We start from the raw sequence: 19,845 nt of genomic DNA on the forward strand, positions 1-19,845 counted from the left end.
CCTCTCCGGTCAGTACATCTAGACGAACCAGACGCGGTGCTGGATGCTTCCTCGGACCCGGCCGAAAGCACGGGCCAGGTAGGCCAACCACTGCCCGCGTGGAAGTCGCGTGACCGCGGTGGGCAGCAACGGGTTTCGGATAAACAACAGCACAGCAACCACCGGTAGCGCGAGCAGATTCCGTCGGAACCCGGCGGCTCGGTACCGCTTGTACAGCCGCGGATCGACCTCCCCGTAGGACAGGCTCTGGTCCCACAGCTCCCGATAGGTGGTCTTGAGCCGGTACGCGGTGATCGCCGTCGGGGCGTGGCCGAGCGTGTATCCCGCGAGCTGGATACGCCAGGAGAAGTCCATGTCCTCCCCAGCGCGGCGGAACGACTCGTCCCATCCCCCGACGGCCTCGAAGGCGTCCCGCCAGACACCGCAGTTGCTTCCGCTGGCGAACGGGAGAAATCCAGGGAACTCGAAGCCGCGCTCCGGCGCCTCGACGGATACCCGCTCGGCGACCTCGGGGGCGTTGATCGACCCGGTCTCCAGCGCACCGCTCACCATGTCGGCCTCGCGAGCGGCCTCCACCAGCGCCGACAGCCAGCCGACGTGCGCTCGATCATCCGCGTCGCAGAAGGCCAGGAACTCACCACCCGATGCCGCCGCCGCGACGTTTCGGGCGTGCGACGCGCACTGCGCGTCCGCAGCTTCCACACGCCGCAGCCGCAACCGATCCCGTAAGGGATGGTCGGCCAGGTGTTCTCGCAGCCCGTCGGTGGAACGGTTGTCACCGACCACCACCTCCATCTCGCCGGCGTAGTCCTGCGCGGCGAGCGCCTCGAGTTGGGTGTCGATCACCGCACGCGCGTTGTACGCCGGGATGACGACCGACACCAGCTTCGGCAGCTCCCTCATTCCGTCCCCCTGCTCACCGTCCACAGGATCTCTGTGTACTTCTTCACCAGCAGCTCTCCGGCCGCCGTGTCGAACAGATCCGTCGAGTACAGCGCCCCACCGGTGATGCCGGCGGGCGCGCCGTCGTCATCGTAGTGATCGTTGAGACTGAACTCGATGTCGTGCTTGGCGACCTCCGTGACGAACGGGTGCCCCTCGATCCGCAGTCCGCCCAGGTCGACGTCGATGCTCGCGCCGCCGGGCTGCAGGATCAACTCGACCTGGAACAGCCGCTCCCGTGTCCCGAGTGCGGCCTGCAGCCGAGTGTTCGAGACGTCCGGGTGGGCGAAGGCGCCCAGCGCGACGTCGCGGACCCGGGCGACCAGGTCGGTGAACGGCTCGCCCTCCTCGACGGTCACCGGCATCAGCACGTCATCGGAGAAGTTGCCGACGACCTCCGCCAGCGCGGCCTCGTCGCGACCCGCGATCGAGGTGGCCAGCGTGACGTCCGAGACGGACGCGAGGTCGCTGACCAGGACAGCAAACGCGGCCTGCATCACCATGAACAGGCTCGCCCGGCATTCGTGCGCCAGCGTCAGCAACGCCGCGTGGGTGGCCGCGTCGATCGACACGGGCGCGGTTGCCCCCGCCGACGTCCGCTTCGCACGCCCGGCCCCCGCGAGCTCGAGACGCCCCGCCCTGCCCTCCAACGCACCCAGCCAGTACTGCAGCTGCCGGTGCGCCTCGCTGCCGCCGACCGCGACATCGCCGAGCACCTCGTGCTTCCACATCGTGTAGTCGCCGTACTGCACCTCGAGCGGCGTCCACTGCGGCAGGACGCCAGCCGTCCGCGCGGCGTAGGCGATCATCACGTCGCGGGTGAGCACGCCCATGCTGGCGCCGTCAGCAGCAATGTGGTGCACCACGATCGCCAGCACGTGGTCGTCCTCGCCCAGCGCGAACAACCGCATCCGCAACGGCAGCTCACTGGTGACGTCGTAGTCGGCCCACAGGTACCGCTGCACCTGCTCCTCGAGCTGCTCCGCCGACACCGGCACCCGCCTCAGCTCCGGGACGGCGTCCTCGGTGGGCACCAGCACCTGGACCGGTCCGGTCGGGGTGCTCGGATACACAGTGCGCAGCGCCTCGTGCCTGGCCACCACGTCGCGCGCGGCGGCCGCGAGGATCGCGACATCGAGCGGGCCGCGGATCCGCAACGCGACCGGGATGTTCCAGTCCCCGTTGCGGGTCTCGTGGTTCGCGAACCAGATCCGCTCCTGCGCGGGTGCCAGCGGGATCTGCGCGGGCCGCGGGCGGGCCCCGAGCCGGGGCCGGTTCGGGTCGTGCGCGTCCACCCGGCTGGCCAGCCCCGCCACCGTCGGATCCTCGAAGAACTCGCGGACGCTGACTGTGGCGTCGAAGACCTCACCCATCCGCGCCGTCACCCTGGTCGCGAGCAGCGAGTTGCCCCCGACGTCGAAGAAATTGTCCTCGGCGCCGATCCGGGGACGGTCGAGCAGGTCCGCAAAGATGCCCGCGATGATCTGTTCGCTCGGCGTCGTCGGCGCTCGGAACGCGCTGGCGCTGAGGAACTCCGGCTCGGGCAGGGCCTTCCGGTCGAGCTTGCCGGTCACGCCGAGCGGCAGTTCGCTCAGGAACACCACCACCGACGGCACCATGTAGCTCGGTACCCGCTCGCCGGCAAAGGCCAGCAGCGACTCCACGGTCGGCGCCTCCCCCGCGGCGGGCACCGCATAGGCCACCAGGTTCTCGGCGCCGTGCGGACCGCGGTGCACCAGGACAACGGACGCGTCGACCGCCGGGTGCGCGGTCAGCGCCGACTCGATCTCGCCGAGCTCGATCCGGAACCCGCGCAGCTTGACCTGGAAGTCGCTGCGGCCGACGTAGTCGAGCACGCCCTGCTCACGGCCCAGCCATCGGACCACGTCGCCGGTGCGGTACATCCGGGACCCGTTCGGGCCGAACGGATTCGCGACGAAGCGGTCGGCAGTCAGGTCGGCGCGACCCGCATAGCCGTTGGCGAGCTGGGCGCCCGCGATGTACAGCTCGCCCGGCACCCCGACCGGCACCGGGTGCAGCCGCGCATCGAGCACGTACACCTGGGTGTTCCACTCGGGCACACCGATCGGCACGGTGCGCTCGTCCTCGGGCCCGCAACGGTGGTGGGTGACGCTCACCGCTGCCTCGGTGGGGCCGTACAGATTGAACATCGCCGCATCGCTGAACTCGGCGAACCGGCGCACCGTCTCGGCGGGCAGCGCCTCGCCGATGCAGATCACGCGGCGCAGCGACGGGATCAGCTCCGAGCCAACCGAGGCCAGGAACGCGGTCAGCAGCGACGGCACGAAATGGATTGTGGTGACCCGGGTCTCGCGCATCAACCGGGCCAGGTACGACGGGTCCTGCTCGCCGCCCGGCTTCGCGATCACCAACCGCGCCCCGGTGGTCAACGCCCACCAGAACTCCCACACCGACAGGTCGAAGGTGGCCGCGGTCTTCAGCATCACCGCGTCGTCGGCCCCGAGCGAATACTCGGACTGCTTCCACAGCAACTGGTTCGCGATGGCGCGGTGCGGCACCGCGACGCCCTTCGGCCTGCCCGTCGAGCCGGAGGTGTAGATCACGTAGGCGGTGTTCTCCGGCCGCAGCGGGGAGATCCGGTCCGCATCGGTGATCGGCGCCGCGCTGTGCTCGTCGAGGACACTGCCGAGGCCATCGACCAGCAGCAGGTCCACCCCGTCGGGCGGGGTGACGGAGACGCCGGTCGTGGTCAGCAGCGCCACCGGCCGCGCCGAGTCGAGCACGTAGGAGGTGCGCTCGGCCGGGTGGTCCGGGTCGATCGGCACATACACGCCGCCCGCCTTGGCCACCGCGTACATCGCGACGAGCAGCTCCACCGAACGCCGGATGGCCAGCGCCACGCGGGCTTCCGGACCGACACCGCGGGCGATGAGCTCGCGGGCCAGCCTGTTTGCCCGAGCGTCGAACTGCGCATAGGTCAGTTCCGCGCCCTCGAACACCGTCGCGGTCGCGCCAGGGGTCCGGCGGACCTGCGCGTCGAACATCTCGGCGAGCGTCGTCTCGGGCACCGGGTGACCGGTCTGATTCCGCCCCGTCACCAGCTCCTCGCGGTGCAAAGGGTCGAGGATCGGGATGTCGCCGACGACGGTGTCCCGGTCGGCGATCACCGTCCTCAGGATCCGCTCGAACCGGGCCGCGAACTGTGCGACGGTGTCCCGGTCGAACAGGTCGGTCGCGTAGGTGAACGACCCGGCGATCTCGGCGGGATCCCCGGTCTCGTCATGGCGGTCCACCAGCGTCAGGTGCAGGTCGAACTTCGCCGGCTCGAACCCGGCGTCGAGCACCCCGATCTCGAGGTCCGGCAACGCGAACCGGTTGCGCTCGAGGTTGTGGAAGGACAGCGCCACCTGGAACAGCGGGTGCCGCGCGGTCGACCGGGTCGGGTTGAGCACCTCGACGAGCCGCTCGAACGGCACGTCGGCGTGGCCGAAGGCGGCCAGGTCGTTCGCGCGCGCCAGGTCGAGCACCTCGCTGAAACGCTGGTCCTGGCCGACCCGGGTGCGCAGCACCAGGGTGTTGACGAACATGCCGACCAGGTCGTCGAGCGCTTCCTCGCCGCGACCGGCGATGGGCGAGCCGATCGCGATGTCGGGCTCGTTGCCGAGCCTGCTCAGCAGCACCGCCAATGCGCTGTGCATGACCATGAACAGCGTGGCGTCCTGGCCGCGGGCGAGGTCGAGCAAGGCCCGGTGGGTGCGGGCGTCCAGGGTGAACGCGTAGGTGTCGCCGCGGTAGGACTGTTCGGCGGGCCTCGGCCGGTCGGCGGGCAGATCGAGCTGCTCGGGCAGGCCGGCAAGCTCGGCGGTCCAGTACGCAACCTGACGCGCGGCCACCGAGGCCGGGTCCTGCTCGTCGCCGAGTACCGCGCGCTGCCAGAGGCTGTAGTCCGCGTACTGCACCTCGAGCGGCGCCCAGGTCGGCTGCGCCCCGTGCAGGTGCGCCGCGTAGGCGACCATCACGTCCCGCGCCAGCGGGCCCATCGAGAAGCCGTCCGCCGAGATGTGGTGTACCACCAGCGCGAGCACGTGTTCGGTCTCGCTGACCCGCAACAACTGCACGTGCAACGGGACCTGGGTGGTGACATCGAAACCGGTGGTCGCCAGTTCGATCACGCGGGCGAGCACCTCGTCCTCGACGACCGGGACCGGCACCAGCTCCGGGACCGCCTGTTCGGTCGGCAGGATCACCTGGCACGGCCCGTCATCGCCGTCCGGGTACACGGTGCGCAGCGATTCGTGCCGCTCGACCGCGTCGGCGACCGCGGCGCGCAACGCCGTCACGTCGAGCCGGCCGGACAACCGCAGCGCGAGAGGGATGTTGTTCACCGCGGACGCAGTGTCGAAACGGTTGAGGAACCACATCCGCTGCTGGGCAAGGGACAGCGGAATCCGTTCCGGCCGCGGCATCCTCGCCAGCGGGATGCGGCCCGCCTCCAGCGACGCGGATTCGGCGCGCACGGCCAGCTCCGCCACCGTCGGATGCTCGAACACCGCGCGGATCGCCAGCGACGTACCGAGGGCGGAGTTCACCCGGGCCACCAGCCTGGTCGCCAGCAGCGAGTTGCCGCCGAGCTCGAAGAAGCTGTCGTCCACCGACACCCGCTCCGCTCCGAGCAGCTCGGCGTAGACGCGGGCGATGGCCTCCTCGACCGGATTGGTCGGGCCGCGGAACTCGCGGTCGGTCACGAACTCCGGCACCGGCAACGCGCGCCGGTCCAGCTTGCCGGTCGCGTTGATCGGCAGCGCGTCGAGCACCATCACCACCGACGGCACCATGTAAGCGGGCAACGCCTCGCCGATCGCGGTGCGTAGCTCCTGCGGGTCCAGCGCGACGCCCGCCTCGGCCGTCACGTATCCGACCAGGTTCTCCCCGGTGTGCGGGTCGCGGTGCAGCGCGACCACCGACTGGGCAACGCCAGGACGGCCGACCAGCGCAGCCTCGATCTCGCCGAGCTCGATGCGCAGGCCGCGCAGCTGGACCTGGGTGTCGCCCCGGCCGATGAAATCCAGTGCCCCGTCACGGGTCCGGCGTACCAGGTCGCCCGTGCGATACATCCGCTGGCCGTCGCCGTACGGGTTCGCCACGAAGCTCGCCGCCGTCAGCGCGCCGCGGCGGTGGTAGCCGCGGGCGAGACCGGGACCGGAGAGGTAGAGCTCGCCGACCACCCCGACGGGGACGGGGCGCAGGCGGCGGTCGAGCACGACCGCCCCGGCACCCTCGAGCGGTGTCCCGATGGTGATCCGGTCGCCCTCGCCAAGCGGCGCCGTCACGGTGATGACGATGGTGCTCTCGGTGGGCCCGTAGCTGTTGAAGAAGTTGCGGCCGGGCGCGAACCTCGCCACCAGCTCGGGCGGGCAGACGTCGCCGCCGACCATCACCGAGCGCAGGTCCTCGAGCCCGTCCGCGTCGACCGTGCCGAGTGCCGCGGGCGCGGTCAGGATGTGACTGACCCGCTCGGACCGCAACAGTGCGGCCAGCTCACCGCCTCCGATGATCCCCGGCGCCGCGATGACCATGGTGGCGCCTGCGCTGAAACCGACCAGCATCTCGAACACCGAGGCGTCGAAACTCGACGACGAGAACCGCAGCACCCGTGACGAACTCGTCACGGCCAGTTCGGTGCGCACGTCCGCGCAGAAGGTGGACAGGCCGGTGTGGGTGACCACCACGCCCTTCGGGACGCCGGTGGAGCCGGAGGTGTAGATCATGTACGCGGCGCTCGCCGGGTCGATCGGCGCGGCGAGTTCGTCGGCCGACACCGGGCCCGCGGGCAGTGTGGACCGCTGGCGGGTGAGCTCGACGTCGTCGAGCGCAAGCCACTCGACCGTGCCTGGCAGCCGATCGCGTTCGGCCGCGACGGTCAGGCCGAGGACCGCCCCCGAGTCGGTGATCATGTGCCGCGCGCGATCGGCGGGCAGCGCCGGGTCGATCGGCACGAAGGCCGCGCCCGTCTTCGCGACCGCCCAGACGGCGAGCACGGATTCGGCGGACCGGGCAAAGGAAGTGGCCACGAACGATTCCGGACCGATGCCGCGTCCGAGCAGTAGCCTCGCCAGCCGGTTCGACTCGGCCTCCAGATCCGCATAGGACACCTCGACATCGCCTGCGCAGCGCAGGGCCACCGCCGCCGGGTCGATTCCCGCACCGGCCGCGAGGATCTGCGGCAGGGTACGCACCGGCGGCGCGGGCAACGCGGGGCCCGCCATGGCGGCGAGCCGTTCGGCTGCGTCGAGCACCTCGATCTCGCCGACCGGAATCGCCGGATCCGCCGCGACGGACTCGAACACCCGCACCAGCCGCCGTGCGAACCCGTCGATCGTGTCCCGGTCGAACAGGTCGGCGGCGTAGGTCACCGAGGCCGCCATGCCACCGCCGGAGCCGTGCTCGCGGAAGGTGAGCTCCAGGTCGAACTTCGCGACATCGACACCCGGGTCGAGCGCGGCCACGGTGAGGCCCGGCAGCTCGAGCGAGCCGACGCCCTGGTTCTGGAGCGAGAGCCCCACCTGGAACAGCGGCGAGTGCGCCTGCGAACGAGGCGGATTCGCCGCGTCGACGACCTGCTCGAACGGTACGTCGGCGTGGCCGTACGCGGCCAGGTCCGTGCTCCTGGTGGTCGCCAGCAGGTCCGTGAAGGCGGTGCCCGGCTCGACCTCGGTGCGCAACACCAACGTGTTGACGAACATGCCGACGACATCGTCGAGCACCTGCTCACCTCGGCCTGCGATGGGGGTGCCCACCGAGATGTCGGTGCTCCCGCTGAGCCGGGCGAGCAACACCGACAGCGCGGCGTGCAGCACCATGAACAGGGTGGCGCTGTGTTCGCGTGCGAGTGCGTTCAGTGCCGCGGTCAGCTCGGCGCCGATCTCCAGGTCGGCGCGGGCGCCGTGATACGACGCGACGGCTGGCCGGGGCCGATCGGTCGGCAGCTCGAGCACGCCCGGGGTACCGGCGAGCTGGCCGCGCCAGTACGCGAGCTGCCGGGCGGCGAGGGACAGCGGGTCGTCCTCGTCGCCGAGGACCCGCCGCTGCCAGAGCGCGAAGTCGGCGTACTGAACGGGCAGCGGCCGCCAGGACGGCTCCTCCCCGACGGTCCGCGCGGAGTACGCGATCATCAGGTCGCGGGCCAGCGGCACGGTCGAGGCGCCGTCGCCGCTGATGTGGTGCACCACCAGCACCAGCACGTGCTTCTGAGCGGAGCTTGCGGAGCAAGCGTGTTCCCGATCCGCGAGCCGGAACAGGCTCCCGCGCACCGGAACCGCCGCGGTGACATCGAAGCCCTGCGACAGCAACGCCACCATGGCGGCGCGCAGCTCGTCCCTGCCCGATACTGGGACGGGGGTCAGGTCCAGATCTATCCGAGCCGCGGGCACGATCACCTGGTGCGGGCCCTGCTCCGAGGCGGGAAACACCGTGCGCAGCGACTCGTGCCGATCGATCACATCGCGCACGGCAGCCGCCAGCGCGGGCACGTCGAGGGCGCCGGTGAGGCTGACGGCCAGCGGGATGTTGTAGGCCGGGGACGTCGGGTCGAATTGGTTGAGGAACCACATCCGTTGCTGCGCGGCGGAGAGCGGCACCCACGCGGGGCGCGCCTCGGCCACCAGTTCCGGGCGGACGATCTCGCGCTGCGCGCCGTCCACGCGGGCGGCCAGCGCCGCGACCGTGGTCGCCTCGAAGAGCTCACGCACGCCCAGCCCGGTGCCCGCGATCGCGTTGATCCGGGCCATCGCCCGGGTCGCGCTCAGCGAGTTGCCGCCGACCGCGAAGAAGTCGTCGTCCGCACCGACGCGTTCGACGCCGAGCACCTCGGCAAAGACGTCGGCCACCGAGGTCTCGGTGCGGGTGCGGGGCGCGACGAACTCGCGGACCGTGAACACCGGCTCCGGCAGCGCGCGGGTGTCCACCTTGCCCGCAGGCGTCAACGGCAGTTCGTCCAGCACGGTGATCGCCGACGGCACCATGTAGACCGGCAGCAGCTCCCGCGCGTGCGCGGTGAGGGTGTCCGCGTCGGTGGTCCGGCCCGGCACCGGGAGCACGTAGGAGATCACGGTCACCACGCCATCGGCGCCGGTATGGCCGACGGTGACCGCCGCCTGCACGCTCGCGTGCCCGGCCAGCACGGCATCGATCTCGCCGAGCTCGACGCGGTGTCCGCGGACCTTCACCTGGAAGTCGGTGCGGCCCAGGTACTCCAGCTCGCCTGCCGGGTTGGCGCGGACCAGGTCACCGGTGCGGTACAGCCGCGAACCCGGCTCGCCGAACGGGTTCGCGACGAAGCGGTCCGCGGTGAGCCCGGACCGGCCGTGGTAGCCGCGTGCCAGGCCGACGCCCGCCACGTACAGCTCGCCGGCGACGCCGGCGGGCACCGGATGCAGCCGCCCGTCGAGGACCACCACGTCCGTGCCGACCACCGGTGCCCCGATCAGCACCGGCAGGCCCGGCTCCAGCGGGCCCTGGTGGGTGGCCATGATGGTCGACTCGGTCGGGCCGTACGCGTTGAACATCCGGCGTCCCGGCGCCCAACGGCGAACCAGTGCCTGTTCGCAGGCGTCGCCGCCGACGACGACCACGCCGATCGTGTCCAACCCGTCGGGGTCGAGGGTGGCGAGCGCGCCGGGGGTCACGAAGGCGTGCGTGACACGGCCGGACCGGAGCACCCCGGCCAGCTCGGCGCCGCCGTAGACGCCGACCGGCACCACGACCATCGCCGCGCCGCCGCCGACCGCCATCAGCAGTTCGAGAATCGATGCGTCGAAGCTCGGCGACGCGAAATGCAGGGTGCGCGAATCCGGCCCGACGGCGTAGTCGGCGCGCTGCTCGGCCACGAAGGAGGCGAGCCCGAGGTGGGTCACGACCACACCCTTGGGCGTGCCCGTGGAGCCGGAGGTGTAGATCATGTACGCGGGATGCCCCGGCCGGAGCGGAGCGAGCCGGTCGACGTCGCCGACAGGTTCGGCGTCCGCGCGAGACAGCTCCGCCACCGTGACCTCGTCGTCGAGTGACATCCAGGACACCGTGTCCGGGAGCTCGCCCCGGTGTGCGGTCACGGTGACACCGATGGCCACAGCCGAATCGGTGACCATGTGCGCGATCCGCTCGGCCGGGTAGGTCGGGTCGATGGGCAGGAAGGCTGCGCCCGTCTTGGCCACGGCCCACAACGCCAGCACCGACTCCATGGAGCGCGGGACCGCAAGCGCGACATAGGATTCCGGTCCGACGCCGCGCGAGATGAGGATTCGGGCGAGCTGGTTCGAGCGCTCGTCCAGCTCGCCATAGGTGAGCTCGGCCTCGCCCTCGACCAGAGCGATGTCGCGCGGGTTCCGGATCGATTCGAGCAGCAGTTCGGGCAGGGTACGGGTCTCGGCGGGCGCCTGGCCCGTCACCGGTACCAGCGTCGCGCGCTCATGGCCGTCGAGCAGGTCGAAGTCGCCGATGGGCCGGGACGGATCGCCCGTGCCGTCGCGCAGGATGGTCAGGAACCGCGCGGCGAAGCCCTCGACGGTGCGGCGGTCGAACAGGTCCCGCGCGTACGTGAAGGCGGCGATCGCACCGGCAGGGTCACCGCTGCCGTCGAAGTGCTCGGTCACGGTCAGCTGCAGGTCGAACTTGGCGAGCCCGAAATCGATCGGCTCCGAGGCGATCTGCAGTCCGGGCAGGGCGATGGTGTGTTCGCGGGCGTCCTCGAGCGCGAGCACCACCTGGAACAGCGGGTGGTGGGCGGTCGAGCGGGCCGGGCTGACCACCTCGACGAGACGCTCGAACGGCACGTCGGCATTGCCATATGCGGCGAGGTCGGTGGCCCGGACCCGCTCGAGCAGCGCGGCGAACGACCGGGCCGGGTCCACCTCGGTGCGGAGCACCAGGGTGTTGACGAACATGCCGACGACATCGTCGAGGGCCTGCTCACCGCGGCCGGCCACCGGGGTGCCGACCGCGATGTCGGCGGTGTCGCTCATCCGTGCCAGCAGCACCGCGAGGGCGGCATGCAGGATCATGAAGGGCGTCGAATTCGTCGACCGGGCGAGGGCCTTCACCGCGTCATAGGCGGCGGTGTCGAGTTCGCACTCGACGGTGCCGCCGCGATAGGACGGCACGGCGGGTCGTCGGCGGTCGGTCGGCAGGGCCAGCACCTCGGGTGCGCCTGCCAGGGCTGCGGTCCAGTAGTCGATCTGGCGGGCTGCGGTCGAGTCCGGGTCGTCCTCGGACCCGAGCACTGCGCGCTTCCACACCGCGTAGTCCGCGTACTGCACCGGTAGCGGCGTCCACGACGGCGCCTGCCCGCCCGTGCGGGCGGAGTAGGCCTGCACCAGGTCCCGGGCCAGCGCCTGGATCGACCATCCGTCGATGCTGATGTGGTGCACCACGACCACCAGCACGTGGTCGTCGTGCCCGGCCGTCAGCAGGGTGAGCTCGAGCGGGATCTCCGCGGTGACGTCGAAGCCGGAGGCCACCGCGGCCCGGACCCGCTCGGCCAGTTCGTCCGCCCCGAGTGGCTCGTCGTCTCGGAGTGAGTCGAGCGCGAGCTCGTCGAGCACCTCGGATGTCGGCAGGATCTGCTGGTAGGGGCCGGACGGCGAGTCCGGGTACACCGTCCGCAGCGACTCGTGCCGTTCGAGGATGTCGGCGACGGCCTCCGCGAGCGCGGACACGTCGAGTGTCCCGGTCATCCGCAGCGCGGCGGCGACGTTGTATGCGCCGGACGCGGGGTCGAACCGGTTGAGGAACCACATCCGGGACTGCGCCGGGGACAATGGGATCGGGTCGGGACGCGGGCCGGCGAGCAACTCCTGGCGGTGCACGTGGCCGGTGAGCACGTCATCCACGACGGCTGCCAGCCCGGCGACCGTCGGCGCCTCGAACAGCTCGCGCACGCTCACCCGGGTGCCGAACTCGGCGTTCACCCTGGCCAGCAGCCGCGTCGCGGCCAGCGAGTTGCCGCCGAGGTCGAAGAAGCTGTCCGTCGCGCCCACCGGGTGCGCGGATTCGAGGACCCCGGAGAAGATCTCGGCCAGGGCCAGCTCGGTGGGGGTGCTCGCGGCGACGAACTCGGCGGTACCGGCGAACTCGGGGGCGGGCAGCGCCTTGCGGTCCAGCTTGCCGCTCGGGTTCAGCGGCAGCGCGTCGAGGACCGTCAGCACGGACGGCACCATGTAGCGCGGCAGCGCCCCTGCGACGGCGTCCAGCACAGCGCCGGTGTCCAGCACCTGATCGTCGAGGCCGGAACCGGTGGCGGGCACCGCGTACGCCGCCAGGTAGTCCCCCGCCGGTCCGTCGCCTCGGACCACCACGACGGCCTGGGCCACACGATCGTCGCGCAGCAGCGCGGCCTCGATCTCGCCGAGCTCGATGCGCTGGCCGCGCAGCTTGACCTGGAAGTCGGTGCGGCCGATGTACTCCAGTTCCCCGGTTGCGTTCCAGCGCACCAGGTCACCGGTCCGGTACATCCGCGAGCCGGGCTCACCGAACGGGTTGGCCACAAAGCGGTCCGCGGTCAGGTCCGGCCGCGCGACATACCCGCGGGCCAGCTGGACTCCCGCGAGATAGAGCTCTCCCGCGACACCGACGGGCGACGGGCGCAGCCCTGCATCGAGCACGTAGGTCTGGGTGTTCCAGACGGGCGCCCCGATCGGGACGACCGTCTCGTCCACCGCCGTGCGGTGGTAGGTGACGTCGACCGACGCCTCGGTGGGCCCGTACAGGTTGTGCAGTTCGGCATCGGTGCGGCCGTGCAGCGCCGCGACGGTGCCCGGCGCGAGCGCCTCGCCGCTGGTGAAGATCCGGCGCAGCGAGCCGCACCGGGCGATGTCGGCGCCCAAGAGGAACACCTCGAGCATCGACGGCACGAAATGCATGGTGGTGATGCCGTACTCGCGGACTGCGGTCTCCAGGTAGACCGGATCGCGGTGGCCGTCCGCTTCCGCGATCACCATCCTGGACCCGGTCTGCAACGGCCAGAACAGTTCCCACACCGAGACGTCGAACGTCGCGGGGGTCTTGAGCAGCACCGCGTCATCCCCGGCGAGCGGATAGCTGTCCTGCATCCACCGCAGCCGGTTGACGATCCCCCGATGCGGGACCGCCACGCCCTTGGGCCTGCCGGTCGAGCCGGAGGTGAAGATCACGTACGCGGTGGCATGCGGTCGCAGCGGCGCCGCCCGGTCACCGTCGCGCACCGCCGACGGAGACAGATCGGCGAGGTCCAGCTCGTCGACCGCGACTGTTGCGACGGACGCGGGCATCGACTCGCGGTCGGCGACGGTGCTGAGCACCAGGACAGGGGCGGACAGCCCCGCGACATACTCGATCCGCTCGTCGGGCTGCTCGGGGTCGATCGGCAGGTAGGCACCACCCGCCTTGAGCACCGCGTAGATCGCGATCACCATCTCCACCGAGCGGCGCATCGCGATCCCGACCAGCGACTCCGGCCCGACGCCCGCGCCGATCAGGTGACGCGCCAACCGGTTGGCCCTGGCGTCGAACTCCGCGTAGGACAGTGCATCGGTGCCGAACACGACGGCGTTCGCGTCAGGGGTGCGGGCCACCTGCGCCTCGAACAGGTCGACCAGGGTTGCCGGCTCGAGTTCGTGGTCGGTCTCGTTCCACGCCCGCAGCACGAGTTCGCGTTCGGCGGGGCCGAGCACCTCCACACCGGCCGCGGTCGCTTCCGGGTTCTCGGCCATCGCACCGAGGACCAGCGCCAGCCGATCCGCGAGCGTGGTTGCATCCACGAGATCGAACAGATCGGTGCGGTAGCGCAGGTGCAGATGCAGCTGCGGGTCGAGGATCGACATCAGCGTCAGCGGATAGTGCGTCGCGTCGTGGCCCTGCAGCCCCGTGACGCGCATGCCGGCGATGTCGGTGTTCTCGTCGAAGCCGGCCCGGTCCACCGGGTAGGACTCGAAGACGGTCAGGGTGTCGAACAGTGCGCCGAGACCGGCCTCGGCCTGGATGTCGGCGAGCCCCAGCTGGTGGTGCTCGAGCAGCGCGGTCTGCTCGTCCTGCACCAGGCGCAGCAACTGCGCGACGGTCGCGTGCGGATCCACCCGGACCCGCACCGGCACGGTGTTGATGAACAGTCCGAGGATCTCCTCGACGCCGGGCAGCTGGGCGGGCCGACCGGACACGGTCGCGCCGAACAGGACGTCATCGCGGGAGAGCAAGCGGGACAGCAACAGTCCCCACGCGGTCTGGATGACGGTGTTGAGGGTGACGCCGTGTGCACGGGCGAGCTCGCCGAGCGCATCGACCAGACCGGCTGGCAGCGCGACGTCCACCTCGCCGGGCAAGCCGAGCCCGGCGGCCGGGGCCTGCGCCGACGCGATCAGCGTCGGCTCGGTGACCCCGTCGAGGACGCCCGCCCATGCGTGCGCGGACTCGTCGGAGTCCCAGTACGCCCGCCACTCCAGGTAATCCCGGTAGCGGCGGGCATCGGGCAGGGCCGGTCCCGCGCCGCCCGCGGCGTACCGGACCAGCAGCTCGCGCACGAGCAGCGGCATCGACCAGCCGTCGAGGATGATGTGGTGGTTGGTCAGTGCGAGCACGCACCGATCGGCGGAGGTGCGGATCAGCAGCATCCGGAGCAGTGGCGGCCGATCCATCGCGAAGCGAGCGACCCGCTCCTCGTCGAGCAGGCGCCGGAGTTCGGCCTCGCGGCCGGCGGCCGCGACCTCGGTCAGGTCGACCTCAACGAACGGCACGTCCACCTGATCGAGCACGAGCTGTGCGGCGATTCCGTTGTCGTCGTAGACGAATGCCGTGCGCAGGTTCGGATGATGGGCCACCAGCGCGTTCGCAGCGCCGCGAAGGCGGGCGGGATCAACGGTGCCGGCCAGATCCATCACGAGTTGCGCGGTGTAGACGTCGATCGTCTCCGCGGCCAGGGTTGCGTGGAACAGCAGGCCGGACTGCAGCGGGGACAACGACCACACGTCGGTCAGCGAGGGGTAGCGGTGCTGCCAGCGATCGATCTCGTGTTGGCTGACGGACACCAGCGGCAGGTCCGACGGGGTCAGTCCGCCCGCATCCGGCTGCTCGGCGTGCCCGGCCAGGCCCTCGAGCGCGCGGCGCCACAGCGCCGCGAAGGCGTCGATCTCCTCGACGGTCAGCAGGCCGGGCAGGAAGGCGAACGACGCCCGCAGGATCGGGCCGTCGGCGCCGTCCACGACCATCGCGTTGATGTCCACGGCGACGGCCGCGGTCATCGCGAGCCCGCTGCCCGCGTTCAGGTCCGGTGCGGCGGGATCCGGGGTGAAGCCGAGGTGCCGTAGCGCCTCGCCGAGGTGGCCGGTGCCGAGCCTGCCGAGGTAGTTGAAGCTGATCTGCGGCACGGGCAGCGGCGCAAGGACTGCGCCCGCCTCCGCGTCGAGATGACGCAGTACGCCGAATCCGACTCCGCGCGAGGGCACGTCGAGAAGCTGCTCCTTGACCGCCTTGATCACCGTGCCCGCCGCGGGGCCACCCGCCAGCACGTCGTCCAGGTCTGCGCTCGGCAGTTCGAGGCGAACGGGGAAGGCGCTGGTGAACCAGCCGACGGTGCGGGACAGGTCCGCCCCCGCGACGGCCTCCTCCTCGCGGCCGTGGCCCTCCAGGGTGAGCAGCACCGACGACCCGTCGATCCCGCGGTCGCGGCGCCAGGCCGTCAGCGCGACGGCGAGAGCGGACAGCAGTCCGTCGTTCACGCCGCACCCGAATGCGCCTGGCAAGGTGGTGAGCAGGCTCTGCGTGGTCGCGGTTGCGAGCTCGACGTGCACCCGCTCCGCATCCCCGACGCGGTCGAGGGCGGGGTCCAGCGCGCGGCGGCCGAGCTGCGGGTCAGGGCCTTCGAGGATCTCGCTCCACCGGGGCAGCTCCGCGGCGTGGTCGCCCTTGCGCGCCGAGTCCAGCACGCCGTGCGCCCACCGGCGCAGCGAGGTGACGACCGGCGCAAGCTCCGGTTCGAGGCCCGCGCCGAGCTGGGTCCAGGCGGTGGCGAGGTCCGGGAGCAGGATCCGCCAGGACACCCCGTCGACGGAGAGGTGGTGGATCACCACGAGCAGTCGGCCGGCGGACTCCTGCGGGTCGAGCCACACGAGCTGGACCATGACCCCGGCCGTGGGATCCAAACGCGCTGCGGCTGCGCCGCATTCGGCGAGGACCAACTCGTCGAAGGCGGGGCTGCCGGGCACACTCGGCGTCACCACGCGAGTGATCAGCGCGGGCGCGTCGACTGTTCCCGGCGCGCCGGTCTCGAAGACCCAGTCACCACCGACGTCGCGGCGCAGGCGTGAGCGGAGCGCGTCGTGCCGGTCGAGGACGGCCTGCAGCGCCCGCCCGAGCCGGTCGCCGTCGACCTGTTCGGGCAGGGTCAACAGCACCGACTGGTAGAAGGCGTCGAAGTCGCCGCGATCGAGGAGCGAAGTCACGATCGGGGTCAGCGCCACCGACCCGACTCCCCCGCCCTCGAGCTCGGTGAGCGCCACGGCGGGCGCCGCGGTCACAGGCACCGCGATCTTGGCGATCTCGGCAACGGTCTTGCGTTCGAACACTTCCCGCGCGGTGAAGCTCAGTCCCAGTGCACGGGTGCGGGCCACGATCTGCATCGCGATGATGCTGTCCGCACCGACCGCGAAGAGCGACTCGTCCACGCTCAGCCGGTCCAGACCGAGCGCCTCCTCTACGACACCCGCGATCAGCCGCTCGGCGTCGGTGCTCGGCGCCCGGTACTGCTGGTCGCGCGAGCCGAAGACCGGCTCGGGTAGCGCCCGCCGGTCCAGCTTGCCCGCCGAGGTGAGCGGCACCTGCGCGAGCGGCATCACCGCGGCCGGCACCATGTGCGCGGGCAGGAACTCCGCCAGTTGCGCGGTGACGGCGCCCGGGTAGATGTCGACGCCCGGTTCCGGCCGCACATAAGAAACCAGGGCCGTACTGCCGCTGGCGGTCTCGTAGGCGATGGTGACGGCGAAGTCGATGCCGTCCTGGGCGAGCAGCGCCGCGTCGATCTCGCCGAGTTCGATCCGGAAGCCGCGGATCTTGACCTGGAAATCGGATCTGCCGACGAAGTCGAGTTGGTGATCGGCGGTCCAGCGGACCTCGTCACCGCTGCGGTACATCCGGGAGCCGGGCGCACCGAAGGGGTTGGCCACGAACCGGTCCGCGGTCAACTCGGGGCGTCGATGGTAGCCGCGGGCCAACCCGGCGCCCGCCAGATACAGCTCACCCACGACGCCGACCGGAACCGGCCGCAGCTTGCGGTCCAGCACCATCACCTCGGCGCCCTGGATCGGGCGGCCGATCGTGATCGGCGTGCTGCCGTCGAGCGGATCGCCGGTGGTGATGACGATGGTGGTCTCCGTCGGACCGTAGCTGTTGGTGAAACGGCAGACCTCCGCGAACCGCTCGACCAGGTCGGGGGTGCAGATGTCGCCGCCCACCACCACGGCCTCGAGGTGTTCGAGACCCTTCGTCTCGACGGTGCTGAGCAGGGTCGGCGCCGACAAGATGTGGGTGACCCGCTGCTCCCGCAACAGTTCGGCGAGTTCGTCGCCACCGAACATCTGCTCAGGCGCGACGACCATGGTCGCCCCCGCGCTGAACGCCTGGATCATCTCGAAGACGGAGGCGTCGAAGCTGGCGGAGGAGAACCGCAGCACCCGCGAGGCAGCGGAGACCCGCAGCTCGTCGCGGGAGCCGGCGGCGAAGTCGACCAGCGCCGAGTGGGTGACGAGCACGCCCTTCGGCACACCGGTGGAGCCGGAGGTGTAGATCATGTACGCGGTGTTCTCCACCACGAGCGGCGCCACTCGGTCGGCGTCGGAGATCCGTGACGCCGAACGCGACTCGCACCGGCGCCGGACGGCGCTGTCGTCGAGGACGATCCAGTCGACGAAATCCGGCAGCAGCGAGACCCGGTCCGCACCAGTGAGTCCGAGCAGCACACCCGAGTCGTCGAGCATGTGGCCGATCCGGTCGGCGGGCAGCTTCGGGTCGATCGGGACGAACGCGGCCCCCGCCTTCGCTACCGCCCAGCACGCGACCAGCGCGTCGGCGGAACGCGAGAACGCAAGCGCGACAAAGGTCTCGGGCCCCGCTCCGGCATCGATGAGCAGCCGCGCGAGCTGGTTCGACTTGGCCTCGAGCTCCCGGTAGCTGACCTCGGTCTCCGTCGTCCAGATCGCGATGCCGCCCGGGTTCGCGGCGAACCCTGCCGTCAGCAGGTCCGGCAGCGTGCGGGCGGACAGGGCCGCCGGACCGCGGAACGGCACCAGGTCGGCGTACTCGTCCGGGTGCAGCACCTCGAGGGCCGTGACGGCTGCGTCGGGCTCGGCCGCGGCGAAGGCCGCGAAGAACTCGAGGAAACGTGCGTGGTGCCCGCGCAGTTCCTCCTCCGAATACAGATTGGGATTGGCCTCGAAGTCGATGTGCGCGTGGCTGCCCGCCACGCTCGGGTAGATGTTGACCGAGATGTCCTCGACGGGCCCGGTGGTGAGCACGTTGAGGCGGCCGATCAGCTCACCGAGCCGGATCTCGCTGTGGAACATCATGATGTTGATCGCGGGTCCGAAGAAGCCGCGCCTGGCCCCGCCCGACCCGGCGTCGCGCCGGATGTCCTCGTGCCGGTACCGCTGGTGTCGCAGCGCGCCGGTCAGCTCGAGCGCGACGGCGCCGATCAGATCGGTCGGGGTGGTGTCGTCGGCCACCGCCAGCCGCAGCGGCACGACATTGGACACCATGCCGCCGGAGCGACGGAGCTTGGCGGTGGTGCGGGCGGACACCGGCAGGCTCAGCGCGATGTCGTCCTCACCGGTCAGTCGGGACAGGTACGCGGCGACGGCTGCGACCGCGACCGTCGCCAGCGAGGCACCGGGCTGACGGTCCGCGACGCGCGCGACGGCGGCCTCGGCCGCGGCCGGCAGGGGGCCGCTGATCACCAGGGACGAGGGCCCGACCGGGCCCGTGCGGCCGGACAGGCTGATCGCGGGCGGCAGGTCGCGCGCCCGCTCCGCCCAGTGCTCGCGGTCCTTCTCGAACCGGCTGGACGAACGGTAGGTCGCCTCCTCGGCACTGATGTCGGGCAGCGCGGTGGCCCTGAGCTCGTCGGGCTCGCGGCCCTCGACGATCGCGGTGTACCGCTCGGCGGTGCGGCCCATGAAGGTCATCGCACCGAAGCCGTCGAGCGCGATGTGGTGAATGCGGGAGTACCAGTAGTAATGGTCGTCGCCGACGCGCAGGGTCGCCGACTCGATCAGCCGGTCCGAGAGCAGGTCCATCGGCGCGCTGTACTCGGCACGCATCCAGGCCTGGGCCGCGGCGTGCGGATCCTCGTCGCCGCGGAAATCGACCTGCGCCATCCGGTCCCGCAGGGAGTGGTCGATCTGCTGGAAGGGCTCGGCGTCCACCTCGGTGATGCGGAGCATGCCGGTGCCCATCTCACGGGCGGCGGTGGCGCCGGCATCGGCAAGGGCCTCGATGTCGAGGTCGCCGACGATCTCGACGTACTGCGCGATCGCGATCGGCACGTCCCCGAGCAGGTGCTGCGCAAACCAAATACCACGCTGAGCTGCCGAAAGTGGAAACAACTCACCCCTGGAGGTTGAGCGCTCCTCGGTGGAGCCTGCAGCACCCTGACCCCCGACGGGCCCGCGTTCCAACGACAAAATCCGACCCCTCAATAGAGCAACTACATGTGCACGTTAGGCGATGCATGTGTCGCGGCGCGGCCGATCGGATGAACGCCCGACCAACTGAGGTGCCGAGCGTGATCGCCCGGAGCCGCCGAGCAGTCCCGAACTCGCACTCTCGCCATATATCACCAGGTCACCACATGTGTAGTGCGCATCACCTACCGTTAAACAAGTGGTCAAACCGACCTCGACGTGTCGGCAC

At 71.0% G+C, this 19,845-nt stretch carries 2 protein-coding genes; both read right to left on the reverse strand.

All coding sequences use genetic code 11. From position 1 onward, the window contains the following. Positions 1 to 18 precede the first annotated feature (18 nt). Entirely contained in the window at positions 19 to 903 is an 885-nt protein-coding gene (locus tag C8K38_RS23350; protein WP_097213781.1) for a glycosyltransferase, read from the reverse strand. Continuing rightward, positions 900 to 19,631 carry a non-ribosomal peptide synthase/polyketide synthase gene (locus C8K38_RS23355; RefSeq protein ID WP_097213760.1) on the reverse strand — a complete coding sequence of 6,244 codons (18,732 nt, stop codon included), beginning with the start codon at positions 19,629 to 19,631 and terminating at the stop codon, positions 900 to 902. The genes C8K38_RS23350 and C8K38_RS23355 overlap by 4 nt, the downstream gene beginning before the upstream one ends. Positions 19,632 to 19,845: the final 214 nt, after the last annotated feature.

The organism is Rhodococcus sp. OK611, from assembly GCF_003050885.1.
In the GTDB taxonomy this organism is placed as follows: Bacteria; Actinomycetota; Actinomycetes; order Mycobacteriales; family Mycobacteriaceae; genus Rhodococcus_G; species Rhodococcus_G oryzae.